Below are 24,229 nucleotides of genomic sequence, written 5' to 3'. Positions count from 1 at the left end.
AGGCTGATGGGCTTTGGCGGACAATCCATGGTCCGCCGCGGACAAGGCCTGGGTTCACAGGGCGAGGGCGAACCCGGCAGCGGGGCGAATGGTGGCCGGCGGTTCGGACTGGCCCAGTTCTCGCAGTCGCCATTGACCCGGGCTCTGGCCGGTCCAGCGGCGGAACGCGCGATTGAAACTGCTGGGTTCGTTGAAGCCCAGCCGGTAGCAGACTTCGTTGACCGAGCAGTGCGCCTGGCGCAGGTGTTCGAAGGCCAGCTCGCGGCGGGTTTCCTCCAGCAGTTCGGTGAAGCTGGTGGCATGGCGCAGCAGGTGGCGATGCAGGTTTCGCGGGCTCATGCCCAGCTCCTCGGCTACCAGTGTCTGCTGGACCTCGCCACTGGGCAGTTGGCGCACGATCGACTGGCGCACCTGTTCCGGCAGGTCGTGTCCGGACAGGCGCTTGAGGTAGCTGTTCAGGCTGCCGTCGAGGATCTGCGCCAGCTCGCGGTTGCCGCTGCGCAGGGGGACGTCGAGCAGCGTCGGATCGTAGTCCACGGCGTTGTGCGGGGCATCGAACTCCAGGCGTTGACCGAAGCGCATCTCCCAGGCTTCGGGGTCGTCCGGACGCGGGCGGGCCAGATGCACGCAGCGCACTGCGCCCAGCCCCCAGATCGAGGTGGCATGGCGCAGTCCCGAAGCAAGCAGTGCTTCGGTGGCCATCTGTTCGACCTGGGCGCGTGGGATGCGCCGATAGACCAGCCGGCAGACGCCCCTGCTGCGCTCCAGACTGACTTGGCCGGAGGTGCTGACCACGGGGGAAAAACGCACGACTCGTTCCAGCGCCTCACCCACGGTGGCGCTGCTCTGCAGGGCGAACAGCAGACCATGGAAGTCTGTCGGCAGGCTGTGGGCGGCGACCTTCAGGCCAAAGGCGGGATCGCCGGTGGTGCGCTCCACCGCGCGCCAGAGGGCGCTCATGCGCTCCAGGGGGATACGCAGGTTGGCGTCATTGAGCTGTGCCGGGTCTATGCCGGCGGTGCGCAGCAGTGGTTTGGGATCGTAGCCATGGGCCTGCAAGGCGCGGGCAATGACCTGGGCCCAGGTGGCGATGGTGTCGGCGTGCATGTGCGCTACTCGGCTGGGTAACGACCCAGCGCCTGTCTGTGATGGGCGCCGGTGGTGTTCTGAGCACCATGATGGTGGGTTTTATATAGCTCCTGAAGGAATTGTTTTTGTTATTTAAATAACTTTTTGGATTAATAAATCCTTGCCGATTCGCGTCGCTGATGAGGTGCGGGCTGCAGCCGGGGAACGCCGATGCGATGCATTTCCGGCATGGAAAATATGCCTGGGAAGCAGTTGGCGGGTTGCTCCGTTCACAATGTCCGCGGTTGACGAGTGAAGACGCGTAGCAGCGCGCGTGTGAGTTCGCGGAAGAGGCGGCCGGCGAAACTGAAGTCGAGCACGCCGGTCTCGTCGACATAGCGTTGCCATTGCTCGGTCAGACTGCGCAGGCGCTCTGGCTCCTGCTCGGCCAGATCGTGGATCTCGCCGGGATCGCTCGCCAGGTCATACAGCTGCCAGCGGCCAGGGCCGTCCGGTTTGGGAATGTACAGTGCCTTCCAGCTTCCCTGGCGGACGGCGCGGGCGCGGAACAATTCCCAGCCGGTGGTTTCATCCTGGGCGTGCGGCTCAGCCTGTTCACCCTGCAGGTAAGCCAGCAGCGAGCGGCCTCGGATCGGCAGTACGTCGCGGCCCTGATAGCGAGTGCCTGGATGCTGGACTCCCGCGAGTTCCAGCAGGGTCGGCAGGACATCCATCACGGTGGCGAAGGCATGGCTGATGCTGCCCTGCAGGCGCAGACCTGGCCAGGTAATGAAGGCCGGTACGCGAATCCCTCCCTGGCTGGTGAACAGCTTGAATTGACGTGACGGTGCGGTGGCTGCCTGGGCCCACCGGGGGCCGTACCAGACATAGGAGTTGGCGCGGCCGACGTTTTCCAGGCGGTTGTTGTAGTGCCTGCCGATGAAGCGCTGGGCCCGCTTGCCAACGATGGGCAGGGCCTCCAGCGCGGCGCCTTCGGCACCGTTGTCGGAGAGGAACAGGATCAGCGTGTCGTCCAGTTCGCCGCTGGCGCGCAGGTGCTCGACGACCCGGCCGACGTTCCAGTCCAGACGGTCGACCATGGCGGCATAGACTTCCATGGCGCGTGCGGACTGCTGGCGGCCTTGCTCGTCCAGTGCGTGCCAGTTCGGCGTATCGGCAACCACCGGGTGAGCTTCGACATCCTCGGCGATCAGGCCCAGCGCCTTGAGTCGCGCCAGGCGCTGCTCGCGCAGTGCGTCGGGACCGGCGTCGTAGCGGCCCTTGTACTTGGCGATCAGTTCGTCCGGCGCCTGCAATGGGAAGTGCGGGGCGGAGAAGGGCAGGTAGGCGAAGAAGGGCCGGGCGTCGTCTGCCGGGCGTTCCTTCAGGTAGTCCAGCAGCCGGTCGGTGAAGGCATCGGAGGAGTAGAAATCCCTGGGCAGTTCCGTGACCGGCTCGAGGCCGTCGCGGTAGGTGCCTTCGACTGCATGCAGCAGGCGCGGCATCTTGTGCGGCGGCACCTCTGGCGACCAGCCGTAGTGATTGTGCGCCGCTCCTTCGAGGATGAAAGAGCGCTCGAATCCACGTGCCGCTGCCGAGGTTTCCGCGGTGCGCCCCAAGTGCCATTTTCCGGAGATCAGGGTGTGGTAGCCAGCGTCGCGCAGCAGCTCCGCGAGGCTGACCACGCGCTGGTTGAGATGACCTTCGTAGCCGGGATTGCGGCGGATGGTTTCATCGCTGAATTCGGCCATCGCACCGATGCCGGCGAGGTGGTGATCGGTGCCGGTCAGCAGCATCGCGCGGGTCGGCGAGCAGGCCGAGGCTGCGTGGAAATCGGTGAGCCGCAGCCCGGCGGTGGCCAGGGCATCGAGATTGGGCGTGTCGATCTCGCCGCCGAAGGCTCCGAGGTCGGAGAAACCCAGATCGTCGGCGACGATCAGCAGGAAGTTCGGGCGTTTGCTCATGGCGGTCTCACGATGAGGAGGCGGTGCACGAAGGCGGATGGCTTTATGGAATATTAAATTTAATTTCCATGCATTCCAGCGATAAACGCGTCCATTAAAGGACGCGCTTCAGCTCATGCGCCAGTGCATTCGGCGAATACTTTCCATGCCTTTGGGGCATCCGCTTCGGGCTCGCGAAACGACGGCGAATCGATGTTCCTCCTACGCCGACTCAGTACTTCCACCCGTAAGACAGGCCAAAGATGTCCTGGCTCATCTTCAGGTTGGCCTCGCCGCCGCCGAATGCCGCGGGGATCGAGCCGTCGCCGTCGACCTGCCTTTCGAAGCCATGGGTGTAGGCCAGGCTGAGTTCGCCAGTGTCGCTGGTGGCCCAGGTCAGGCCGAGGCTCAGGTGGTCCTGGATCACGCCGGGGGCGAGGATGTTGAGGAAGGTCTGGCTGCCGGGTATGGGCTGGTCGGAGTGGCTGTAGCCGCCGCGCAGAGTCAGCTCGGGAGTCAGTGCGTAGCTGGCGGCGAACTTGTAGACGGTGATGTCGCGCCAGCCGAAGCCTGGTCCCTGGTCCGTGCCCAGCGCGTTGCCAGCGAAAACCGACTGCAGGTCGAAGTCATTGGCGACCGAGCGCACATGACCATATTTGATCTCCTGCACGTCGGCGCCCAAGGTCAGTTGCGGCGTGGCTTTGAAGGACAGGCCGACGCCGTAGTTCTCCGGTACGTCGAAGCTGCCGCCGTTGGCGAACAGGCCGGCGTAGCGGTCGAACTTGCGCGCCTGGATCTTGGAAGACCAGGTCAGACCGAGCGTCAGGCCGTCGAGTAGCTCGCCTTGCCAACCCAGGCGGTAGCCGACCCCGGTCGAGGTGTCGTGGCCACGGTCGGTGAGGTTGTCGCTGTCGCTGGAGAAACCAGGGCTGGTGAAGGCACCCAGGCCCTTGGCGGCGAAGCGCTGGTAGACCAGGTTGAGGCCGATGCCGAAGGATTGCCGTTCGGTGAATTTGTAGGCCAGCGAGGGGGTGACGAATACCTGGGCGAAGTCCACGCCCGCGCTGCCGGTGCTGCCGAAAGCGGCGTAGGGGTTCTTCCGGTAATCGGTGTTCATCCCGCCATTGCCGTAGACGGCGAGACCGATCCCGAGCTGGTCGGAGAGCTGTTTGCTGACGCCGAATTCGGGGAGCAGGAAAACGTTCTTCGCATTGCCGTTGTAGTGCCCGTTGGCGCCAGCGCCGTTGCCGCGGATCTCGGCCTCGCGGTCCGGTGCGAAGAGGGTGGCGCCGAAGTCCAGGCGATCTCCGATCCAGGCGGTTCCCGCCGGGTTGTTGGCCGCCGCCAGGGCGTCCTGGGGTTGAGCAATGCTTACCCCTGCCTGGCCCTGGGCCTTGATGCCGTAGCCATGGACAAAGTAGCCGTTGGTGGCGAGCGCCTGGCTGCAGCTACCGACAGCGAGCAGTGCGCCAAAGACCTGTTTTCCCCATTTCATGCTGGTGACTCCCCCTTGTCATTGGCCAAGTGGCCGATCTGAGGGTTGTCAATTTAATATAATGCATAATGTTTAATTATAATATTAAAGAAAATACTTAGGCGTTCTGGTTCTATAGGGGAGGGTGGCGCCTTGGGCGTGCCGCCGGCAGCTCAGCTGGCGTGTCAGCGCGGACAGTAGAGCAGGTAGAGGGTACCGAGCAGGTGGAGGATCTGCGGGTCCTTGACCGAGTAGAAGATGCGCTTGCCTTCGCGCCTTGTGCTGACCAGTCCTTCGCTGCGCAATACCCCCAGTTGCTGGGAGAGATTGGGCTGCTGGATGCCCAGAAGTTCTTCCAGTTCGCCCACCGAGCGTTCGCCCTGGCTCAGTTGGCAGAGCAGCAGCAGGCGATCCGGGTGGCCCAATGAGCGCAGCACGTTGGCGGCCTCGGCAGCCGCGAGGCGCATCTGCTGGATATCCATGAAAGTCCCGTGGCGATGAAGAAGCCCGAGTATAGGGAATTGCCTCGCGCAGGCGAAATCGCGAGGTCCTCTGATCCTCTCGACTAGCCAGGCCGGCCCTTAACATTATATAAAATAGTATATTGTTTAAGTGGCGTACTGCTTCGAGGACCTGCCCGTGAGCATTGACTGGAACACCTTTACACCCTGGCCGGCGCTGGGCGGCGGCATGCTCATCGGCCTGGCGGCCGGGGCCTTGATCCTGGGCGCCGGGCAGGTCGCCGGCATCAGCGGCATCCTCGGCAACCTGCTACGACGCCAGGGCCAGGACAACGACTGGCGCTGGTGCTTCGTGCTCGGCCTGGTGCTGGCGCCGCTGCTGGTGCGCGCTGCCGGGCATCTGCCCGAAGTACGCATCGACGCCGGATGGCCGCTGTTGCTGGTGGGCGGCCTGCTGGTCGGCATCGGTACGCGCATGGCCAGCGGTTGCACCAGCGGCCACGGTATCTGTGGCCTGGCGCGTTTCTCGCCGCGCTCCCTGGCGGCGACCCTGACCTTCATGGCGACCGGCATGCTGACGCTGTTCCTGATCCGCCACCTGTGGGGAGGGGTATGACGTGGGGAAGAACCTGATCGCCCTCGTCTGTGGGCTGGCCTTCGGCCTTGGCTTGCTGTTGTCGGGCATGAGCGATCCGGCCAAGGTCCTGGGCTTTCTCGATGTCACCGGCCTCTGGTCACCGACCTTGGCACTGGTGATGATCGGCGCGCTGTCGACAGCGACGCCGGCCTACCTGCTGGCGCGTCGACGCAACCGCTCGCTGCTGGACACAGTGCTGCAGTTGCCGACCACCAGCGGCCTCGATCGCCGCTTGCTGGCCGGCTCCGCATTATTCGGCATCGGCTGGGGCATGGTGGGCATCTGCCCGGGGCCGGCGCTGGTCCTGCTGGGCAGCGGCTCGCTGCAGGGCACGCTGTTCCTGTTGGCCATGTTGGCTGGCATGTGGCTGTTCCAGCGCTGGTCACTACGCGGCCAGGTGCGGTAGTCGCCAGAAGGCGCTCGTGCTGGTAGCTGCTTCAGCCGATTGAGCGAGACAACAGCCCCGCCACCTGCACGGCAGTTGCCTTGGCCGATTGCGGGTTCTGCCCGGTGACCAGGCGCTCGTCCACGACCACCTTGGAGACGAAGGGCAGGAGTGCTTTCTCATAGCGTGCCCCGCGCCGCAGCATTTCTTCTTCCGCGTTGTACGGCATCTTGCGAGTGACGCCAGCGAGGATTTCTTCCGTCCAGGAGAAACCGGTGACCCGGCGTCCTGCCACGAGCCGCTTGCCGTCGCTCAACCGCGTATTGAGCAAGCCGCAGTAGCCGTGGCAGACCGAAGCGACGATGCCGCCTCGCTCGTAGATATCGCGGCTGATGCGCTGCAACGGCTCGCTGTCGGGGAAGGCCCACATCACCGCGTGGCCGCCGGTGAAGTAGATTGCCGCGTAGTCGGCCGGGTCGATCTGCTCCGGCCGCGCGGTGCTTTCCAGCAATGCCATGCATGGCGGATCGGCCAGCCAGGCCTTGGTCGTGGCGTCCGCATTCGGCCATTTCAGTGAGCGCGGCTCCAGCGGTGAGACGCCGCCCTTCGGGCTGACGATGTGCTGCTCGAAGCCATGCTCGGCGAAGACCTGCCAGGCATGGGTGAGCTCCGACAGCCAGAGCCCGGTGGGGTCGGCCGGGTCGGCATAGTGGGCGACGTTACTGACGACATGGAGGATGCGCTTGCTCATGGGGACTCAGCCTTTCGGGTCGCGGTGGTGATGTTCAGTGCAGGCCTTCCAGAAGCGTAGGAAGGTGCAGCGCGATCTGCGCGTCCTTGACCACATCCAGGCGCAGGAGGCGAGATGCGCCCAGGCCGTCCAGCAACTGACTCAACGGTCCGCCGTTGCGGCTGAGGCGGACATTGGGGGGCAGGAGCTTCTGTGCGTAGGCCAGGGTATTGCTCTGCACGCGCGTCTGGTGCCAGCGGCCGTCGACCTGATGAACCATGGTGGTGGTGCCCAGGCGCGATTGCGGAATGGCGATCTCCAGCGCCGGCAGGGGCGCCTGCAGGATGAGATCGGCTTTGCCGTTGGGCCCCTGGATGCTTGCCGTCACCTCGCTGCCAATCTTCACCTCGATGTCGGTGCGCCATTTGGGCAACTGGTATCCATGCACGCCGCGAACCCGCGCAATCTCGGTGGAGACCGGCAGGGCCAGCACATGGGCGACGAAGTTGCGACGGCGCATGGAGTCGAGCAGCTCCAGGGCATGGCTGCCCTTGGCGCCTGGGCGGCGAATGACGATGGCGACCGAGACTTCATCGTAAGGGTCGTTGTCACACACCGAGTAGGAGAAGAAGGTCAGAGCCACCAGCCCCAGGCCGGGCAGGGCGCGTAGCGGTTCCAGGGGCGCCGGCAGCGTGGCGCGCAGACGGTCGATGGGTGCCAGGAACAGCAGTTGGATGCTGCAGGTGCGGTAGTAGAAGTTCGGTGCCCAGGTCGGCCCGACGCGCGAGGTGACCATCTGCTTGGGAATGCGCCGGAAGTAGTCGATGTTGCCGACGACAGGGTCCTTCGCCACCTCGTCGAGGTCCGGGTTCATCCGGTAGCGGTCGTAGTAACCGCCGTCGATGACTTCAACGCTGTGCGAGCCGAACTCGACTTCCTTGAACCGTGCCTTCATCTGCTTGACCTTCTGGTTGACCCTGGTGGGGCCGCCCGGCGTTTCGAGCCGGGCGGCGGATGGGTTCACCCTAAGTTTAAAGTTAACTTTAATGTCAAGCTGCTTCTGGCGCTCTGTGCCGGGCGGGCTGTGCCGATGACGCGAGGGGGAAGGTGCGGCCCGGCCATGACGCCGGGCAGGCCAGCGTCAGAACTTCGCGCGCAAGGTGAGGTTGAAGTTGCGCGGCTCGCCCTGGAAGTTCCAGTAGTTGGTGTTGCCAACGGTCTGGTAGTACTTCTTGTCGAACACGTTGTCGAGGTTGTACTGCAGCTCGAAGTGGCGATCCAGTTCGTGAATCACGTGCAGGCTGGTGAGGTGGTAGGCGTCCTGCTCGATCTTGTAGTCCTCGCCGTACTCGCTCTGCACCATCTTGCTTTGCGCGTAGAAGCTGCCGCCCACGCGGGTCTTCGACCAGTCGCCAGGCAGGCGGTAATCGGTGGCGAGCTTGAACAGGTGGCGCGGTGCGGACTGGGTGTAGTCGTCGCCTTTCTGCTCGCCGCCGACGTACTTGGACTGGGTATAGGTGTAGCCCACCGACAGGTTCCAGTCCGGCGTCAGGGCGCCGTTGAAGTCGAGGTCAACGCCCCGGTTGCGCACTTTCTCCGAAGCGCGGTAGCAACCGGCCGGGCACAGGTCCTCATCATCCACGTACTCCGCGCGGCCACTCTGGTCTGTCTGGAACAGCGCCAGGGAGGCATTCAGGGTCTTGTCGAGGAATTCGCCCTTCAGGCCCAGCTCGTAGTTGCTGCCGGTCATGGGGTCGAGGATCGAGCCGTTGCGGTCGAGGTTGTTCTGTGGCTTGAAGATTTCGGTGTAGCTGGCGTAGGCGGAGAGGTTGTCGTTGAGGTCCTGGACGATGCCTGCATAAGGCGTGACCTCGCCGTTTTCCGAGTACTCGCTCTCGATGCGACGGGTGACGTTGGTCAGGGTTTCGGTCTTGAACCAGCTGACGCGGCTGCCGAGGATCAGGCTGGTACTGTCGGTCAGGCTGAAGCGGCTGGCGGCGTAGACGCCCTCCTGCTCCTGGGTGATGTTGTACTTCCATTTGTTCACGTCCAGGCCGGTGGGCCTGGGCGGGTTGAAGCTGCTGGCGTAGTCGTTGATGTCGAAGACGTAGCTGTAGCCGACGTCGTTGCCACCGTGGTAGTCGAAATCATCCTTGCGCGCGTTCAGGCCGACGACCAGTTCGTGCTGACGGCCCAGCAGTTGGAACGGCCCCTGGGCGTATCCGTCGAGGCTGGTCTGGGTATCGTCGTAGCGGAACAGCCGGGGCTGCAGGCGGAAGCTGCTCTGGGTGCCCGGCACCAGCATGGTGAAGTTGCCGAGGAAGTCGGACTTGGCCCACGTCTGGTTGAGCGCGCCGACGATCTTCCAGTCGTTGTCGAAGCGGTGTTCCAGGTTGGCGAAGACGGTGGTGTTGCGCTTGTCCAGATGGTTCCAGTCACCGGTCAGCGAGGTCTTGCGCGACAGTGGGAAGAACTTGCCATCGGCCTGGGTGGGCAGTGCTGACCAGTCGTAGCCGCTGTTGCGCTCCTTCTGGAAGCTGTAGCCCAGGGTGCCCAGTGTGCTTTCACCCAGGTCCGCTTCCAGGATGCCGTAGAACAGCTGGTTTTCCTTCTGCTGGGTGTCCAGGTAGCTGTTGGCGTTGTTGTAGCTGATGACCGTGCGGCCGCGCAGCGTGTGCTGGTCGTTCAGCGCGGAAGAGGCGTCCACCACGGTCTTGTAGTTGTCCCAGGAGCCGGCGGAAGTGGTCACCTGCAACTGCGGCTCGACGGTGGGACGCTTGCGCACCAGGTTGATGGCGGCTGCCGGGTTGCCCGCACCCTCCATCAGGCCGGTGGCGCCGCGTACGACCTCGATGCGGTCGTAGATCTCGGTGACCGGCTTGGACAGCGCATCCATGGAGTAGGAGTTGCTGATGTTGGTGGGCACGCCGTCGATCTGCAGGTTGTCTACCAGCTGCCCTCGCGCGACGTACTCGGAGCGTTCTGCACCATTGCGGATGATGGTGATGCCGGTGGTGTTGTGCAGCACATCGTCCAGGTTCTGCATGTTCTGGTCGTCCATGCGCTGGCGGGTGATGACGCTCACCGACTGCGGGGTTTCGCGCAGGGACAGGTTCAGCTTCGTCGCCGTACTGGAGCTGCCGGTGGTGTAGGAGCCGGTGCCTTCGGTGGTGGCGCCCAGTTGTTGCCCGGTGACGCTGGTGGCGTCCATTTCCAGCACGTCGTCGCTGCCGCGTGGCGCGAGCAGGTAGTCGCCCGAATCACTGCGCATCACTTTCAGCCCGCTGCCGGCGAGCAGTTGCGCGAACCCTTGTTCCAGCGAGTAGCGGCCGCTGAGGCCCTGGCTGCGCTTGCCGCTGGTGAGGCCTGCGTCGAACGACAGCACCACGCCCGACTCGCTGGCGAAGCGACTGAGCACGGCGCCCAGCGGGCCGGGCTCGATGGTGTACTGGCGCGTGGCGGATTCCGCGCGGGCCTGGCCAGTGGTGCTGAGCAGCGGTTGGAGAATCCCGACCTGCAAGGCCAGGCTGGCGCCCAGGATGGCGACGGCCAAGGGTTTGCGGGAGTGGGGCACGCTGCGGAAAAGAGGGAGGGTGGCGCGGAACATGAAGACTCCTTCGGATGCCTTGAGGCTGTTTTGCAGAAGGAGTCGTGCGAGCGGCTGCAAATCGACAATTGGCAATGAGAATATTTTTCGAAAAGGTTCCGCGACGCGTCAGCCGCGCGGCAGTACACGGACCCAGAAGCGTGTGCGTGTCTCGATCCGTACGGGGAGTGCCTGGCTGATCGCAGCCAGGGCGCGGTCGGTGTCGTCCAGCGGGAAAGCGCCGGATACTCGCAGTCCAGCGATTTCCGGGGCGCACTGGATGAAGCCCGGTCGGTAGCGCTGTAGTTCGCCCAGCGCGTGCTCCAGGCTCCAGTCGTCGATCACCAGGCGGCCATTGCGCCACTCGGCCTGGTCCTGGGTGGTCGGGCGCGGTTGCGGCAAAGGGCCGGTGCCGAAGTCGAGACGATGGCCGGCCTGCACGATGACTTCAGTAGCCAACGGGGCGTTGCGTACGGCGACGGCGTGCTCGAAGACGTCCAGCTGCGTGTGCCCGTCGTACTGGCGCGCGCTGAAGCGCGTACCGAGCGCTCGCATCTCGCCCTGGGCGCTGCGCACCCTGAGGGGGCGCGAGTCCTTGGCGGTCTGCACCCAGATTTCCCCAGCGCGCAGGATGATCAGGCGCTGGCCTGCGTCGTAGCGGATATCCACGGCGCTGGCGGTGTTCAGGGCGATCTGCGTGCCATCCTCCAGCGTCAGGTTGCGGCGCTCGCCGGTGCGCGTACGCAGGTCGGCCATCCACACCGGCATCTGCCGGTAACCTGACCAGGCGATCCCGGCGCTGCCGATGCCCAGCAGCAGCCCCTTGAGCACGGTGCGTCGGTCCAGTCGCGGCTCGCCGGCTGCCAGCGTATGCCGCGCCAATGGCCCGGAGAGCCCCTGGAGCTCCGCCTGGAAGTTCTGCAGGCGCTGCCAGGCCCACTGGTGCAGGGCGTCCTGCTGGTGCCAGGCCTGCCATTGGCCCTGGGTTTTCGAGCAGCCCGGTGCTGCGCCCAGGCGCGCGTGCCAGTGCGCGGCGTCACGCAGGGCCAGTCGTTGCTTCGCCGCATTCATGCTTCGGCATCCAGGGCGAAGAGCAGGCATTGCTCGGTGGCCTTGGCCATGTACTTGGTCACCGAGCTGACCGAGACGCCCAGGCGCTGGGCGATCTCCGCGTAGCCCAGCCCGTCGAGCTGGGCGAGGAGGAAGGCCTGGCGCACCTTGTGGCCCAGGCCGTCGAGCATGGCGTCGAGCTGCAACAGGGTTTCCAGCACCAGCAATTGCTGTTCAGGCGAGCAGGCCAGCAGCTCCGGCTCGTGGGCCAGCGCTTCCAGATACGCCTGTTCCAGGCTGCGTCGGCGCAGGTGGTCGATCATCACCCGCTTGGCCACGGTGGCGAGAAAATGCCGGGGCTCGCGCAGCGGGTGGGCGACGGTGCCGGTGAGCAGGCGCAGGAAGGTGTCGTGGGTGATGTCCGCCGCCTTGTCGCGGTCGGCCAGGCGTTTGCGCAGCCAACCGGTGAGCCAGCTGCTGTGGGCACGGTAGAGATTGTCCATCTGCTGGTGCAGCGGCGAAGGCGGCAGAACTCCGGACACCACGAACTCCCTTTCGAGTGCGGATAAGAATTAATCGCAATTGTAAGGAGGCGATGCGGCTTTGGGAATAGGGGCGGTGTTGCGGAGTGTCTGGCCGGGGAGCGCAGGTTCGCTCCCCGGACCTTGCCTCGTGCGGTCAGTCGAAGGCGCCACGCAGCGTGAGCGTGAAGTTGCGCGGCTCGCCGTAGTAGTTGCCGTACTCGGAGGTACCGACGCTGGCGTAGTAGCGGCGGTCGAACAGGTTGTTGCCGTTCACCGCGACGGTCCAGTGATCGTCGACCTTGTACTCCACCAGCGCGTCGTAGACCGCGTAGCCGGATTGGCTGAAGTCATAGTCGCGACTGTCGATCACGTTGCCGCTGGGGTCGAAGCGGTAGGCGGTGCCGCTGACATAGGTCGGGCTCTGTGCCGTGACGCCGCCGCCGACACGCCAGGCGGCGAAGTCGCCGGGCAGGGTGTAGGTGGTCCAGAGCTTGAACAGGTGCTTGGGGGTGACGGTGCTGTAGAGGGTTTCCTCGGTATCGTTGTGCACCTGGTTGTAGGTGTAGCCGGCGAGAATTTCCCAGCCTGGTGCAAGCTCGCCGGTGGCTTCCAGGTCGATGCCCTTGCTGGTCACCTTGTCCTGGGCGACGAAGCAGCACGAACCGCTATAGCTGAACGGCGGGTTGGGGTAGCTCGGGTCGGTCGCGGCCTGGTGCTCGCGTTTGGTATAGAACAGCGCCGCGCTGACGTTGAGCCGGCCATCGAGCAGTTCTCCCTTGATGCCGGTTTCGTAGGTCTTGCCGGTCATGGGCTCGATGGAGCTTGGCGAGGCTTCCGGACCCTTGAATTTCTGCGCCTGGGGTTTGAAGACTTCCGAGTAGCTGGCGTAGGTCGACCACTGGTCATCCAGGGCATAGATCAGCCCACCGAAGGGGATCAGGGTGGTCGGTTCGCGGTCAGACACGCGGTCCTGCTCCACCCACGGGCCGGTGCCGTTGGCGTTGCGCATGCTGTAGGCCTGCTCGAACTTGAAGCGCTGGGCGCGGGCGCCCACCACCAGCTTGAGCGGGTCGCTCAGCTGCAACCGCAGGGTCGAGTAGAGGCCGTACTGCTCACGGGTGTTGGGTGAGTAGTCGCGGAAGAAATTGTGGTTCGACTCGTTGCTCGGCAAGGGCGTGGAAGACGGGTCCCACAGGTCGATCAGACCGCCCTTGTCGACCATGCCCTGGGCGGAGCGCCAGCGGCTGGTGACTTTCTGGTAGTCGGCACCGAGCAGCAGTTCGTGCTGGCGACCGAAGGCGTCGAAGTGCCCCGACAGGTTCAGGTCGAACACCGACTGTTTGCTCCAGCTGTCGATGTAACTGCCCCACCAGTAGGGACCGGTGTTGGTGGTCTCGTCCACCGAGCCGTAGGGGATGATGCCTTCGGTGGTAGAGCCGTTGTAGGAGTAGGTGTAGGAGGTGTTGAACTTCCAGTTTTCGTTGAAGTAGTGGTCGAGCTTGGCGAAGTACTCACGGGTGTAGCTGTCGGCCCAGGCGGCGTTGGTGGTGTACCAGCTGTGGCGGGGCAGGTGCACGTCGCCACCGGTGCTGTAGCGCGGTAGGCCGTCGCCGGTGCCGTTCTGCTTTACCTTGTCGTAGCTGCCGCCGACCGTGACCAGGGTGGCGTCATCCAGGTCCGCTTCCAGCACGCCGTAGAGCAGGGGGCGCTCGGTGCTGCGGTTGTCCATGAAGTACTGGCGGTCGTTGTAGGCGGCGACCATGCGCCCGCGCAGCCGGCCGTCGAAGGCCAGCGGGCCGGTGAGGTCGATTTCGCTGCGGTAGTTGTCCCAGGAGCCGGCCGAGGTTTCCAGCTTGAGCTGGTAATGGTCCAGCGGGCGCTTGCGCACCAGGTTGACGATGCCGCCAGGGTCGCCGGTGCCGCCCAGCAGGCCGCTGGCGCCGCGCAGCACCTCGACGTGGTCGTACATCGCCATGTCGTATTGGCGGTTGCTGTAGAAGGTGCCGATGCCGGTGCCGATGTCCATCGGCGCGGCGCCGTCGATCTGCAGGTTGTCGATGGGGAAGCCGCGCGAGTAGAACTGCTGCGAGTTGTAGCTGCCGTTGCGCACGGTGATGCCCGGTGTGCGCTTCATGGCGTCGGGCAGGGTGTCCAGGCGCTGGTCTTCGATCAGCTGGCGGGTGATGACCGATACGCTCTGCGGCGTTTCCTTCAGGCTCACCGGAGTCTTGGAGCCGACGCTGACCAGCCCGGTTGTATAGGCGCCGGAGTTCTCCGTCATCTCGCCCATGCCCTGGCCCATGATGATGGTCTCGCTCATTTGCAGCGCGCTTTCGGCATTGCCCTGAGTCGGATGCAGCGTATAGCTCCCGGCCTGGCGTTCCACCGCCTGCAGGCCGCTGCCGTCGAGCAGCAGCATCAGCGCGGTACCGGCGGCGAAGCGCCCGCGCACACCCGGTGATTGCCTGCCCTGGGCAGTGCCCGGCTCATAGGAGACGGTGACCCCGGCGACGCTGGAGAACACAGCGATGGTGTCTTCCAGCGTGCCGGCAGGAATGTCGAAGCTGTATTGGGCCTGCACGTCCTGCGCCCAGGCGGTCGGTGTGACCAGGAGGGGCGGCGACACGGCGAGCAGGGCGCCGCTCAGGGCGAGCGGAATGGCGTGGAATCGGGATCGACGGAGCTGCGGACGGGTGCCTGACATGATTGCGTTGTTCTCCAATGGCAGATTGCGGCGTCTGTGCGCCTCTACTGTCCTTGTCGAACGAGAATCAGAATCACCAACACCTCGCCAGATTATTTTTTCGATGAGGCTCTGTCCGATCAGCGCTTTTCCACCCGAGCCCACCAGCGGGTGAGGCGACGTGTACGGACGGGCAGGGAGCCGCCGAGGTTATCCAGCACCGTGTCGATGTCGTGCAGCTGGAAGGCGCCGGAGATGCGTAGCGCGGCGACGTCCTCGGCGCAGCCCAGGTAGCCGGCGTGGTAGCGCGACAGCTCGGCGAGGAAGTCGTCCAGCCGCCAGTCACTGACCAGCAGTTGCCCGCGCATCCAGGCATCCGCGCCCTTGGCCAGCGCGCCAGGCTTGCCGGCGGATGTCGCGCTGAAGTCCAGCTCCTGGCCGGCCTCGACCCGCACGACTTGCGAAGGCGTCTGCTGCGGACGGACTTCCACGGCGTGCTTCAACACCCCGACCCGCGCGCCGGCCCCGTCGCTGCGCACCAGGAAGCGCGTGCCGAGCGCGCGGACACTGCCGAACGGCGTATGCACGGCGAAGGGGCGGGAAAGGCTGTCCGGCGCAGTCTCAACCCAGATCTCGCCTTCGCGCAGGTCGAGCTGGCGCATCTCGGCGTTGTAGTTCACGTCGACGGCGGTGCGGGTGTTCATCACCAGCCGGGTGCCGTCGGGCAGGTCGAGCGCCAGGGTTTCTCCGGTAGCGGTTCGCCGGTCGGCCAGGGAATTTCGCCACGGGCCAGCCTGCAGGCCGAGTGCTGCCGTGCCGCCTGCGGCGAGCAGGATCGAGAGCACCTTGAGCACCGCGCGGCGCTTGAGGCGCGAGTTCTTCAGCGTCGGCCGGGCGATATCCGCCGTCACCTGGCCGAGTTTTGCCTGCAGGCGCTCGACCCGAGCCCAGGCCAGGGCGTGTCGTGGATCGCTGGCCAGCCAGCGGCGATGGGCCTCCTGCGCGGCGTCAGCTTGCTCGCTGAGCGTCACATACCACTGTGCGGCAGCTTCGAGAGTCTTGAGGTCGAGGGCGGACATCGGCTCAGTCGTCCAGCAGCACGAGGCAGTGGGTCATGGCCCGTACGAAGTGCTTGCGCACCGAGTTGGCGGACAGCTCCAGGCGCTTGCCGATCTCCACGAAGCTCAGCCCATCGAGCTGCGCCATCAGGAAGATCTCCCGCGTTCGGGCGGCCATGCCGTCGAGCAGGGCGTCGATCTCCATCAGCGTTTCGATGATGATGCAGCGCATCTGTGGCGAAACTTCCACGGGCTCGGGCAGCGCCGCGAGGGTTTCCAGGTAGGCCTGTTCCAGGGTTCGGCGACGGTAGTGATCGATCACCAGGCTGCGGGCAACGGTTGTGAGGTAGGCGCGGGGCTGGCGCAGCTCGAACAACTTGCGCTGGGTGATGACCCGCACGAAAGTGTCCTGCGCGAGGTCCGCCGCCTGCTCGCGGCAGCCTAGCTTGCGGCGCAGCCACTGGTGAAGCCAGCCGTGATGGTCACTGTAGAGTTGGTGCAGGGCCTGCTGGCTGAGGGCGTCGGTCATGGGGCGAGAGCGGAGTGAAATGTGATAAATGATAATCTATCGTATTTGTGTGCCGCTGCGCGACTGCCGTGAATCCAAACCCACGATCTTGGCCCAGCACTGCCGGTCGGCCCGGCAGTGCAGCGTTTCTGACAGGCTCAGAAGTCGTAGCGCACGTTCATCATCAGGTTGCGCGGCGCACCGTAATGGGCGTAGCTGCCGGAGAACCCCGCGTAGTACTTCTCGTCCAGTACGTTGTTGAGGTTCAGCGTGGTGGAGAGCTGGTCGGTGAGACGGTAGCGCGCCATCAGGTTGACCACGGTGTAGTCGTCCTGACCCACACGGCTGTTGTAGCGGCTGAAGTACAGCGAGTTGCTGGAGTTCCAGCTGGCGCCGCCGCCCACCGTCAGGCGGTTCCATTGGCCGGGCAGGTCGTAGGTGCTCCACAGACGGAAGGTGTCCAGCGGTAGCTGGGTGGTCAGCCGCTCGCCGTCGGCATCTTCGGTACGCGAGTGGCTGAAGCTGGTCTGCAACTGCCAGCCGGGCGCCAGTTCGCCGGCCAGTTCCAGGTCGATACCCTTGGTCTTGGCACCGCTCACTGCCTTGTAGGCGTCTTCGTCGGTGCCGGGCACGGTGTAGCCGGCGTCCAGTTCGGCCACGTTGTCGCGCTTGATCAGGTAGGCGGCGACGTTGGCGTTGAGCTGGCCGTCGTAGAACGCGCCTTTCCAGCCGACCTCGTAGTTCTTGCCGACCACCGGGTCGAGCACCTTGCCGCTGCGATCCTGGCTGGACTGTGGCTTGAAGATGTCGGTGTAGCTGACGTAGACGGACTGGTCCGGCGTCAGGTCGTAGACCAGGCCGGCATAGGGCGTGACCACCCCGCGCTCGGTCATGCCGTAGTCCAGCACGTATCCCGAGGCGATGCTTTTCGAGTAGTAGTGATAGTGGTAGTTGCTGCCACGGGCACCGAGGATCAGGTGCAGGTCGTCCATGAGGTTGAAACGCGCGGCGCCGAAGTAGCCGCTCTGCTGGGTGTCCACGTCGTAGTCCAGCGAGGGGGCGAAGCCGTCCTTGTCGGGCTTGGGCAGCTCGTTGTTCCAGGTATTGAAGTCCACCTTCGCCGTCGGCCCGGTCCAGGCGTAATGGTGGTTCACGTAGTCGAGGTAGTTGGCGCCGAAGATCAGCTCGTGGGTCTGGCCGAACAGCTCGAACGGACCCTGCACAGTGGCGTCGACAGCCTTCTGCCGCTGGTTGGCTTCAGAGTACGCCTGGTTGATGTTGGCGATGCCCTCGGGGGTGATGTAGGACATACCGGTGGAGCTCTGGTAGGAGCCGGTGCGAGTGTCGCGGTCGACCTCCATGTAGGTCGCGGCGACCTTCAGCTGCCAGTCGTTGGCCAGCTGCTGTTCGAGCCCGAAGGTGTAGTTGTTGGTGTCGAAGCGGTCCTCGTTCCAGCGCGCGCCGGAACTGGTCGAGCGCGAGAAATCGGTCTGCTCGCCGTTGGTGTAGAGCATCGGCACACCCTGCGCGCCGGTGGGGCGATAGCGCTGGTGGTCGATGCTCAGGCGCGCCACCGTGGTGTCGGTGAGGTCGGCCTCGATGACGCCGTAGACGATGTCGCGGTCCTGCTGGTACCAGTCCATGAAGGTGTCGTTGACCTGCTTCGCGGCGACCATGCGCCCGCGCAGGTTGCCGGTGTCGGTCAGCGGGCCGGAGACGTCGGTCTCCAGTCGCTTGTAGTCCCAGGAGCCGACGCCGCCCTGCACGTAGGCATGGAAGTCACGGGTCGGGCGTTTGCGGATCACGTTGACCACGCCACTGGGGTCGCCGGCGCCAGTCATCAGGCCGGTGGCACCGCGCACCACCTCCACGCGGTCGTAGATCGCCATGTCCATCAGGGTGCTGGGCATGGTGCGGGTCTGGTTCTCCTGGTAGGTGGTCACGCCGTCGTACTGGTAGGTGTTGATGGCGCTGCCGCGGGAGTAGATGTTGAAGCGCTCGCCGCCGTCCTGGGACATGGTCACGCCGGGCGTCTGGTTGAGCACCTCGGAGATGCTCTGCAGGTTCTGGTCGTCCATGCGCTGGCGGGTGACGACGCTGATCGACTGCGGCGTCTCGCGGATCGACAGGTTCATCTTGGTGGCGGTGCTGGTCGAGCCGGTGGTGTACGAGCCGGTGCCCTCGGTGGTGGCTCCCAGCTGCCCGGTGATGGTGGTCTCGTCCATCTCCAGCGCGCCCTCGTCGCGCACCAGCACGTAGCCGCCGTTGTCCTCGCGCTGGGCGCGCAGGCCACTGCCGGCGAGCAACTTCGCCAGAGCGGCGTCGATGCTGTAGCTGCCCTGCAATCCGGCGCTGTGCCGGCCGCGAGTTTGCTCGGCGCTGAAGGACAGGGTGATGTGGGCGTCGGTGGCGAACTGGCTCAGGACCTGGCCGAGCTCGCCCGGTTGGACCTGAAAGGCCGTCACCTGGCTGTTCTCCAGCGATTGCGCCAGCGCCAGGTTCGGCAGTGCGCCCAGAGCCGAAGTGCCACCCAGTGCAAGGCTCAGCAGCGCCAGGTGGATGGCGCGGGACAGGGGCCGGGCGGCGCTCGGAGGGGAGTACGACATTCGATTTTCCTTTCGTTGGCGGGTACGCAGTGGCAGCGCTCACGGCTGCTTCCTGTGTTGGCCGAACGAGAATGAAAATCGGCAACCCTTCCTGAAGATTTTTTTCCGGCGCCGGTCAGACCGCCTCGACGGTGACCCAGTAGCGGGTGCGATAAGTCACGCGGACGGGCAGCGACTTGCCCAGGTTGTGCAGGATCGCGTCGATCTGGTCGAGGCGGTAGGCGCCGGACAAACGCAGGCCCGCCACCTCGTCCGAGCAACGCAGCAGGCCATGGCGGTAACGGTCCAGCTCGGCGATGAACTCGCCCAGCGGCCAGTCCACCACGGTGAGGATGCCCTTGGCCCAGGCTCCCTCGCCCTCGCGCAGTGGTGTCGGCGGCGAGACCCAGGCTTCGTCGAAGCGCGCCTGCTGGCCGGCCTCCAGCCGCCGTGGTCGATCCGCTGCTTCCAGGGCGCGTAGCTCCACAGCGTGCTCCAGCACACTCACGCGGGTGTCTTTCGAGTGGCAACGTACGCTGAAGCGGGTGCCCAGCGCGCGCACCGTGCCCTGCGCGGTCTGTACGATGAAGGGGCGGCCGGCAGGGTCCTTGCCGGTTTCCACGAGGATTTCGCCTTCACGCAGTTTTATCTGGCGCAGGCGCTCGTCGTAGGCCACGTCCAGCGCGGTGCTGGTGTTGAGGTCGACGCGTGTGCCGTCCGCCAGTTGCAGCTGGCGTCGTTCGCCCACTCCGGTACGCTCGCCGACCAGCAGCGCCTGGTAGGGGCGCGAACCGGTCGCCAACCAGCCCGCACCCCCCGCGCAAATCAGCAATGCGACTGTCTTGAGCACCGCGCGCCGACGTGCGCGCACTCCGGCGAGGGTGTTCAGCGAAACGTCCCGAGGCAGTGCCGCCCATTGCCCCTGCAGGCGCTCGACGCGCTCCCAGGCCAGGCGGTGCGCGGGGTCCGCTTCCAGCCACTGGCGCCACGCCTGGCGTTCGCTGTCGCGCGGCGGGTGGGCGCTGAACTGTACGTACCAGGTGGCGGCGGCTTCGAGCACCTTGAGGTCTGGTGTCATGAAGTCAGTCCTCGCACAGCAGCAGGCAGCGGGTCATGGCGCGGATCATGTGGTTCTTCACTGTGGTCACCGACACGCCAAGGCGTTCGCCGGCGGCCTTGTAGGTGAGCCCTTCGAGCTGCACCGCGAGGAATATCTGGCGGGTGCGCTCACCCAGGCCGTCGAGCATGTTGTCGATGGCGGTCAGGGTTTCCAGGATCGACAGACGCAGCTCCGGCGAAATATCCAGCGGCTCCGGCCGCGCCGCCAGGCTCTCCAGGTAGGCCTGCTCGATGGCGCGGCGGCGGAAGCCGTCGATCATCAGCGCGCGGGCGATGGAGCTGAGGTAGCTGCGCGGCTCACGAATGGCCTCGGTATTGCGCGAGGTGAGCACGCGCAGAAAGGTGTCCTGCGCCAGGTCCGCCGCATCCTGGGCGTTGCCCAGGCGCACGCGCAGCCATTGCCTGAGCCAGCCATTGTGTTCGACGTAAAGCCGTTGAAGGGAAGAGGGCGGAGCGGACGACATGATCGGGGAAGGGTTCAAATGACAATGAATCGCATTCTCTATTCGTGCGCCGCGTTGCACAAGAGGTTTGTGCCGAGGTGCTGCCGTTACTGCCCCTTAGCGACCCCTGACGACTTCCAGGCATTGCCGCGCGCGGCGCTGGTCCGGTGAGTCGAAACCCTCGGTGAAGCGCTGGTAGACCGGCTCCAGCAGTTGCCGCGCGGCTTCCGGCTGGCCCTGCGCATTCCACAGCTCCGCCAGGCAGGTGGCCGAGCGTAGCTCCCAGGCCTGCGCGCCTTGCTCCTGGGCCAGCGTCAGGGCGCGGGTGAGCAGGGTTTCCCCGCCCAGGAGGGATTCGCGATCGCCGCGCGCCAGCAGGGCAACGGCTTCGTTGCGCAGGATTTCCGGAGCGCACCAACCCGCCGCGCCGGTCCGTGCGCGCATCAGCTGCGCCTGGTCGGAGGGCAGGGGGCGACCGCCGAGGGTCTGCACGATGTCGCGCACCAGGCCGACGGCGGGTGCCGCGGCGCCAACCGTTTCGTCGAGTTGCATGGCCCAGGCGTAGTGTCGCGCCCAGTCGGTGAACAACGGCACGCGGTGGCGCTCGGCGACTTCGATCATCTGCCGCACGCGGCGGCGGGCCTTGTCGAACTCGCCGTTGTAGAAGGCGATGACGCAGCCGGCTACCGCGAGGCTGTAAGCGATGGAAGCGCTGTGGTCGATCTCGCGGGCCAGTTCGATGGCCTGTGTCGCCATGCGCTCCGCTTGCTCGGGCAGGCCCCGCAGCCACAGCGTGCGCGCCTGGGTGGCGAGGGAGGCGACCTGCTGGTCGTATTGCACGCCCAGGCAAGGGGCGAAGCGGTTGGCCCGGCGCTGTTGCTCCAGACGCTTCAGCACTTCTTCGCCGACGGCCTGGGCGCGTACCTGATTGCCTGAGTAATGCAGCGCCAGCACCTTCAGGCGCAGGGCGCTGGTGGCGAGCATCTCGCCCTGGCCGTTGCTCAGTCGGTCGAAGTGCCGGCTCTGCTCGGCCGCCTGCTGGTACTGGCCAGCCCACAGCAGCACGGCCAGGCCGCCGGACAGCGCGGTGAGTTCACCGTCGAGATCGCCAAGCTGCTGCGCCAGGAAGCGGGCGTTCTGGAAGGCCTCGTCCGCCTGACGATTGCGTACATCGTGGTAGGTGGTGTTGCCCAGCGCCAGCTCCAGGCGCATGGCCAGTTGCAGTGACGAAGCGGATTCGGCGCTGAGCAGACCGAGCGCCGCACTGACATAGGGGCCGTATTCATGCAGCAGCGACAGCTCCTGCCACAGCGGCGCCGAACAGGCCGCGAGATGGATCGCCTGGGTGTGTCGGACCTCCGCGTGCAGGCCCCAGTCGAGAGCGGCGCGGATTTCCGCGAGCCACGGTGAGTGCCGCTTCAGCCACCCCAGCGAGGCGGATCTTTCCCATTCGTTCTGCGCAGCCTGCATTGCACTCAGGCAGAGCTGCAGATGGCGCTCGCGGGCTTCGTGCAGTTCACCGGAGGCCTGGAGTTTCTCCAGCGCGTGCAGGCGGGTCGGTTCGAGCAGCCGGTAAGTGACCTCGTCGCTGCGAATCTCGGTGGTCAGCAGCGACTTGGCGGTCAGCTGGTTCACCAGCACGAAGGCCGCGCCCAGGTCCGCCGGCTGGCCGAGGACGGCGGCGATGGAGTCCAGCGTGAAGGCGCCGCGGAACACACTCAGGCGACGCAGGCAGGACTGCTCCGCCGGACGCAGCAGCGCATAGCTCCAGTCGAGCATCGCGCGCAGGTGTTCGTGGCGGTTGGGCGATTCCTCCGATTGCAGCGGAAGGTCCAGGTAGCCGTCCTGCAGCAGCGCGTCGAGGCTGCCGTCGGCCAGGCCCAGGTGGCCGGCGGCCAGTTCCAGCGCCAGCGGAATGCCTTCCAGGCGCCGGCAGATTTCGCCAATCCGCGGCAGGTCCTCGGGGCGGAGTTCGAAGTCCTCGTGGCTCTCACGGGTTCGCTCGATGAGTAGCGCGACGGCGGGGTAGGTCAGGGCGTCCTCGACGCTGCCGACCTGCACCGGAGGGCAATCGAGCGGCCGCAACGGCAGGATGTATTCGCCGATGGCGCGCAGGCTTTCGCGGCTGGTGGCGAGGATATGAATCCGCGGCGCGTGGCGCAGCAGGCATTCCACCAGGTGCGCGGCGGCCTCGATCAGGTGCTCGCAGTTGTCGATGAGCAGCAGCATCTGCCGGTCGGCGACCTGGCGGCAGAGCTGTTCCAGCGATTCGCCTGCCAGCCCCGGTATGCCCAGCGCACAGGCGAGCGTGCTGTTCAGCGGTCGCGCGTCCTGCAGTTGGGTGAGATCGAGCATACGGATGCCGTGGGGATACTGGCCGATGAAGCGTTCGGCGGCGTGCAGGGCGAGGCTGGTCTTGCCGATGCCGCCGCAGCCCACCAGGCTGACGCAGCGACGACGCGGCAGCTCGGCGACCAGGCGTGCAAGCTCCGCTTCGCGGCCCAGCAGGCGGTTGCGCCGGGGCGGCAGATTGTGGTCCGCCGACTGGCCGTCATCGGGAGCGGGCGTCGCCTGTGCCGAGGCCGTCAGCGGCTCGACGAAGCTGTACCCGCGCAGCGCGATCGTGACAATGAAGCGCCGACCGTTCTGGCCGTCGCCCAGCGCCTTGCGCAGGGCGGTCATGTGGACCCGCAGGTTGCCTTCGTCAATGTCCTGGCCGGGCCAGGCTCGGGCCAGCAGTTCGCGCTTGCTGACCACCTGGCCGGCGCGCTCCAGCAGCGCCAGCAGGATGTCCAGCGCGCGTTGCCCCAGGCGCAGCGGGCGGCCGGCTTCGAGGATCACACGGGAGGCGGGGTAGATCTGGTAGGGGCCGAAATGAAGCACGGTTTCGACCGTGGCCACGGGCTCGGGAATCATCGTCTGGTCGTCGCTTTCGCACGCTGGGGGCAGGTTTCACGCCGGTCCAGGCATCAGCCCTGGTGGCACAGGTCCATCGACTCTGCGGTCGATTGGCCGTTCTTCTGTCATGGCGGTCAGGGTAAACGACGGCTCATCGTTGAGCCATCCTGTGCCGGTCGTGGAGTTTTGCCGGCGGGCTTAATAAGGATTAACGCCAGGCACGCTGTAGCACGGCTGGCGAAACGGCGCCCGGCTGTCAGCTGTGCCGTTCTCTTGAGCTGCAAGCCACGCAGTACAAGGCAAGGCGGCAAGTTGCCGGCGCGTTCGGCATGTTCGCGAGCTGCCGTGCGGACCCTGGAATTCTTCGCTCCTGGCCGTCGAACTGCTGTCTTTCCTCTTCTGCGGGTTAATGCGGTTTAACCAGCTTTAACTCGCCGCTACCCCTGCGCCCACAAAGAATGGTCTGCAGATCGCAGGGGAGGGACCAGCATGTTTCAGAGACTCATCAGCCAGATTCCAGTGAGCGCCCCCAAGCGCGACCTGGCCCCGTGGCAGAAGGAGCGCGCCCAGGCGCTGCTGCTCAAGCATCTGGACGTCGGCATCACGGTCAGCGACCTGGCTGCCGCCTGTGCGCTGTCACGCAGCGATTTCACCCGCAAGTTCAAGGTCACCACCGGCCACTCGCCCCAGGCCTGGATGCGCATCCTGCGGGTGGAAAAGGCCAAGCAACTGATGCGCGAGTCGGCCTTCGCGCTGGCGGAGATTGGCCTGCAATGCGGCTTCTGCGACCAGGCGCATTTCTGCCGGATCTTCTGCCGCATCGAAGGCGTCACGCCGCTGAGCTGGCAGCGCCGTTTCCTGGACGAGAGGCGTCAATCCACCTGGCGGCACGCGGGCTAGCCCCGACCTCCGGCGGCATTGTTGCTATTTATCGTTCTTTAAATGGAACGCTAGAGGCGAATTTTGCCGTCTGGTGGAGCAAGGGTGTCGAATTTAATCTCTCTTCCCATGCAGTGACGCACTGCAGACGAGTCCAAAACCTTCCGGCCCAGCCGGCCCCACTGAAAGCAAATCGAG

At 65.5% G+C, this 24,229-nt stretch carries 19 protein-coding genes; 3 read left to right on the top strand and 16 right to left on the bottom strand.

The window, feature by feature from the left end; translation table 11 throughout:
• Window positions 1-54 precede the first annotated feature (54 nt).
• The 4 genes from FAS41_RS20320 to FAS41_RS20305 all read right to left on the bottom strand — a co-directional run bounded on the left by FAS41_RS20320 (window position 55) and on the right by FAS41_RS20305 (window position 4,967).
• Window positions 55-1,107, bottom strand: coding sequence for an AraC family transcriptional regulator (locus tag FAS41_RS20320; protein WP_138525244.1), 1,053 nt, complete (start codon window positions 1,105-1,107; stop codon window positions 55-57).
• 251 nt (window positions 1,108-1,358) lie between these two features.
• A complete protein-coding gene (locus tag FAS41_RS20315) occupies window positions 1,359-3,032 on the bottom strand; it encodes an arylsulfatase (protein WP_138525243.1) in 1,674 nt (557 codons plus the stop codon).
• 211 nt (window positions 3,033-3,243) lie between these two features.
• Complete coding sequence (locus FAS41_RS20310) at window positions 3,244-4,506, bottom strand: OmpP1/FadL family transporter (RefSeq protein ID WP_138525242.1); 1,263 nt, start codon at window positions 4,504-4,506, stop codon at window positions 3,244-3,246.
• Between the two features lie 164 nt (window positions 4,507-4,670).
• Complete coding sequence (locus FAS41_RS20305; protein WP_138525241.1) at window positions 4,671-4,967, bottom strand: ArsR/SmtB family transcription factor; 297 nt, start codon at window positions 4,965-4,967, stop codon at window positions 4,671-4,673.
• Window positions 4,968-5,124: 157 nt separating this feature from the next.
• Here FAS41_RS20305 and FAS41_RS20300 point away from each other — a divergent pair, with 157 nt between their 5' ends.
• Window positions 5,125-5,562, top strand: coding sequence for a YeeE/YedE family protein (locus FAS41_RS20300; RefSeq protein WP_138525240.1), 438 nt, complete (start codon window positions 5,125-5,127; stop codon window positions 5,560-5,562).
• Window position 5,563: 1 nt separating this feature from the next.
• Window positions 5,564-5,989 (top strand): DUF6691 family protein, encoded by a 426-nt coding sequence (locus tag FAS41_RS20295; protein WP_138525239.1) that lies wholly within the window; start codon window positions 5,564-5,566, stop codon window positions 5,987-5,989.
• Window positions 5,990-6,020: 31 nt separating this feature from the next.
• On the opposite strand, the gene FAS41_RS20290 is transcribed toward FAS41_RS20295, so the two are convergent.
• From FAS41_RS20290 to FAS41_RS20235, 12 genes are all read right to left on the bottom strand, one after another.
• Window positions 6,021-6,719, bottom strand: coding sequence for a type 1 glutamine amidotransferase domain-containing protein (locus FAS41_RS20290; RefSeq protein ID WP_138525238.1), 699 nt, complete (start codon window positions 6,717-6,719; stop codon window positions 6,021-6,023).
• Between the two features lie 34 nt (window positions 6,720-6,753).
• On the bottom strand, window positions 6,754-7,653 hold the full coding sequence (locus tag FAS41_RS20285) for an acetoacetate decarboxylase (RefSeq protein WP_138525237.1): 900 nt from the start codon (window positions 7,651-7,653) through the stop codon (window positions 6,754-6,756).
• A gap of 186 nt (window positions 7,654-7,839) precedes the next feature.
• Complete coding sequence (locus tag FAS41_RS20280; RefSeq protein ID WP_138525236.1) at window positions 7,840-10,305, bottom strand: TonB-dependent siderophore receptor; 2,466 nt, start codon at window positions 10,303-10,305, stop codon at window positions 7,840-7,842.
• Window positions 10,306-10,413: 108 nt separating this feature from the next.
• Entirely contained in the window at window positions 10,414-11,355 is a 942-nt protein-coding gene (locus FAS41_RS20275; RefSeq protein ID WP_138525235.1) for a FecR domain-containing protein, read from the bottom strand.
• On the bottom strand, window positions 11,352-11,837 hold the full coding sequence (locus tag FAS41_RS20270; protein WP_138525320.1) for a sigma-70 family RNA polymerase sigma factor: 486 nt from the start codon (window positions 11,835-11,837) through the stop codon (window positions 11,352-11,354). The genes FAS41_RS20275 and FAS41_RS20270 overlap by 4 nt, the downstream gene beginning before the upstream one ends.
• Before the next feature lie 175 nt (window positions 11,838-12,012).
• A complete protein-coding gene (locus FAS41_RS20265; RefSeq protein WP_138525234.1) occupies window positions 12,013-14,562 on the bottom strand; it encodes a TonB-dependent siderophore receptor in 2,550 nt (849 codons plus the stop codon).
• A 119-nt stretch (window positions 14,563-14,681) separates the two neighbouring features.
• Entirely contained in the window at window positions 14,682-15,620 is a 939-nt protein-coding gene (locus FAS41_RS20260; protein ID WP_138525233.1) for a FecR domain-containing protein, read from the bottom strand.
• 4 nt (window positions 15,621-15,624) lie between these two features.
• Window positions 15,625-16,128, bottom strand: a complete 504-nt coding sequence (locus tag FAS41_RS20255; protein ID WP_138525232.1) for a sigma-70 family RNA polymerase sigma factor — start codon at window positions 16,126-16,128, stop codon at window positions 15,625-15,627.
• Between the two features lie 137 nt (window positions 16,129-16,265).
• Window positions 16,266-18,713 (bottom strand): TonB-dependent siderophore receptor, encoded by a 2,448-nt coding sequence (locus tag FAS41_RS20250; RefSeq protein ID WP_138525231.1) that lies wholly within the window; start codon window positions 18,711-18,713, stop codon window positions 16,266-16,268.
• Window positions 18,714-18,828: 115 nt separating this feature from the next.
• On the bottom strand, window positions 18,829-19,770 hold the full coding sequence (locus FAS41_RS20245) for a FecR domain-containing protein (protein WP_138525230.1): 942 nt from the start codon (window positions 19,768-19,770) through the stop codon (window positions 18,829-18,831).
• Between the two features lie 4 nt (window positions 19,771-19,774).
• Window positions 19,775-20,275, bottom strand: a complete 501-nt coding sequence (locus FAS41_RS20240; protein ID WP_138525229.1) for a sigma-70 family RNA polymerase sigma factor — start codon at window positions 20,273-20,275, stop codon at window positions 19,775-19,777.
• Window positions 20,276-20,371: 96 nt separating this feature from the next.
• Complete coding sequence (locus FAS41_RS20235; protein ID WP_138525228.1) at window positions 20,372-23,170, bottom strand: ATP-binding protein; 2,799 nt, start codon at window positions 23,168-23,170, stop codon at window positions 20,372-20,374.
• Between the two features lie 471 nt (window positions 23,171-23,641).
• Here FAS41_RS20235 and FAS41_RS20230 point away from each other — a divergent pair, with 471 nt between their 5' ends.
• Window positions 23,642-24,052 (top strand): helix-turn-helix domain-containing protein, encoded by a 411-nt coding sequence (locus tag FAS41_RS20230; RefSeq protein ID WP_138525227.1) that lies wholly within the window; start codon window positions 23,642-23,644, stop codon window positions 24,050-24,052.
• Window positions 24,053-24,229: the final 177 nt, after the last annotated feature.

The organism is Pseudomonas nicosulfuronedens (assembly GCF_005877905.1).
GTDB classification, from domain to species: domain Bacteria; phylum Pseudomonadota; class Gammaproteobacteria; order Pseudomonadales; family Pseudomonadaceae; genus Pseudomonas; species Pseudomonas nicosulfuronedens.
Note: the sequence above shows the minus strand (reverse complement) of the source record. Positions and strands in the feature narration are given on the sequence as shown.

Coding starts and splice junctions, on each gene's coding strand:
- FAS41_RS20260 (WP_138525233.1), bottom strand. CDS start 15,620: ATGTCCGCCCTCGACCTCAAGACTCTCGAAGCTGCCGCACAGTGGTAT.
- FAS41_RS20270 (WP_138525320.1), bottom strand. CDS start 11,837: ATGGACAATCTCTACCGTGCCCACAGCAGCTGGCTCACCGGTTGGCTG.
- FAS41_RS20240 (WP_138525229.1), bottom strand. CDS start 20,275: ATGTCGTCCGCTCCGCCCTCTTCCCTTCAACGGCTTTACGTCGAACAC.
- FAS41_RS20245 (WP_138525230.1), bottom strand. CDS start 19,770: ATGACACCAGACCTCAAGGTGCTCGAAGCCGCCGCCACCTGGTACGTA.
- FAS41_RS20305 (WP_138525241.1), bottom strand. CDS start 4,967: ATGGATATCCAGCAGATGCGCCTCGCGGCTGCCGAGGCCGCCAACGTG.
- FAS41_RS20320 (WP_138525244.1), bottom strand. CDS start 1,107: ATGCACGCCGACACCATCGCCACCTGGGCCCAGGTCATTGCCCGCGCC.
- FAS41_RS20230 (WP_138525227.1), top strand. CDS start 23,642: ATGTTTCAGAGACTCATCAGCCAGATTCCAGTGAGCGCCCCCAAGCGC.
- FAS41_RS20290 (WP_138525238.1), bottom strand. CDS start 6,719: ATGAGCAAGCGCATCCTCCATGTCGTCAGTAACGTCGCCCACTATGCC.
- FAS41_RS20250 (WP_138525231.1), bottom strand. CDS start 18,713: ATGTCGTACTCCCCTCCGAGCGCCGCCCGGCCCCTGTCCCGCGCCATC.
- FAS41_RS20280 (WP_138525236.1), bottom strand. CDS start 10,305: ATGTTCCGCGCCACCCTCCCTCTTTTCCGCAGCGTGCCCCACTCCCGC.
- FAS41_RS20285 (WP_138525237.1), bottom strand. CDS start 7,653: ATGAAGGCACGGTTCAAGGAAGTCGAGTTCGGCTCGCACAGCGTTGAA.
- FAS41_RS20265 (WP_138525234.1), bottom strand. CDS start 14,562: ATGTCAGGCACCCGTCCGCAGCTCCGTCGATCCCGATTCCACGCCATT.
- FAS41_RS20235 (WP_138525228.1), bottom strand. CDS start 23,170: ATGATTCCCGAGCCCGTGGCCACGGTCGAAACCGTGCTTCATTTCGGC.
- FAS41_RS20255 (WP_138525232.1), bottom strand. CDS start 16,128: ATGACCGACGCCCTCAGCCAGCAGGCCCTGCACCAACTCTACAGTGAC.
- FAS41_RS20310 (WP_138525242.1), bottom strand. CDS start 4,506: ATGAAATGGGGAAAACAGGTCTTTGGCGCACTGCTCGCTGTCGGTAGC.
- FAS41_RS20315 (WP_138525243.1), bottom strand. CDS start 3,032: ATGAGCAAACGCCCGAACTTCCTGCTGATCGTCGCCGACGATCTGGGT.
- FAS41_RS20275 (WP_138525235.1), bottom strand. CDS start 11,355: ATGAATGCGGCGAAGCAACGACTGGCCCTGCGTGACGCCGCGCACTGG.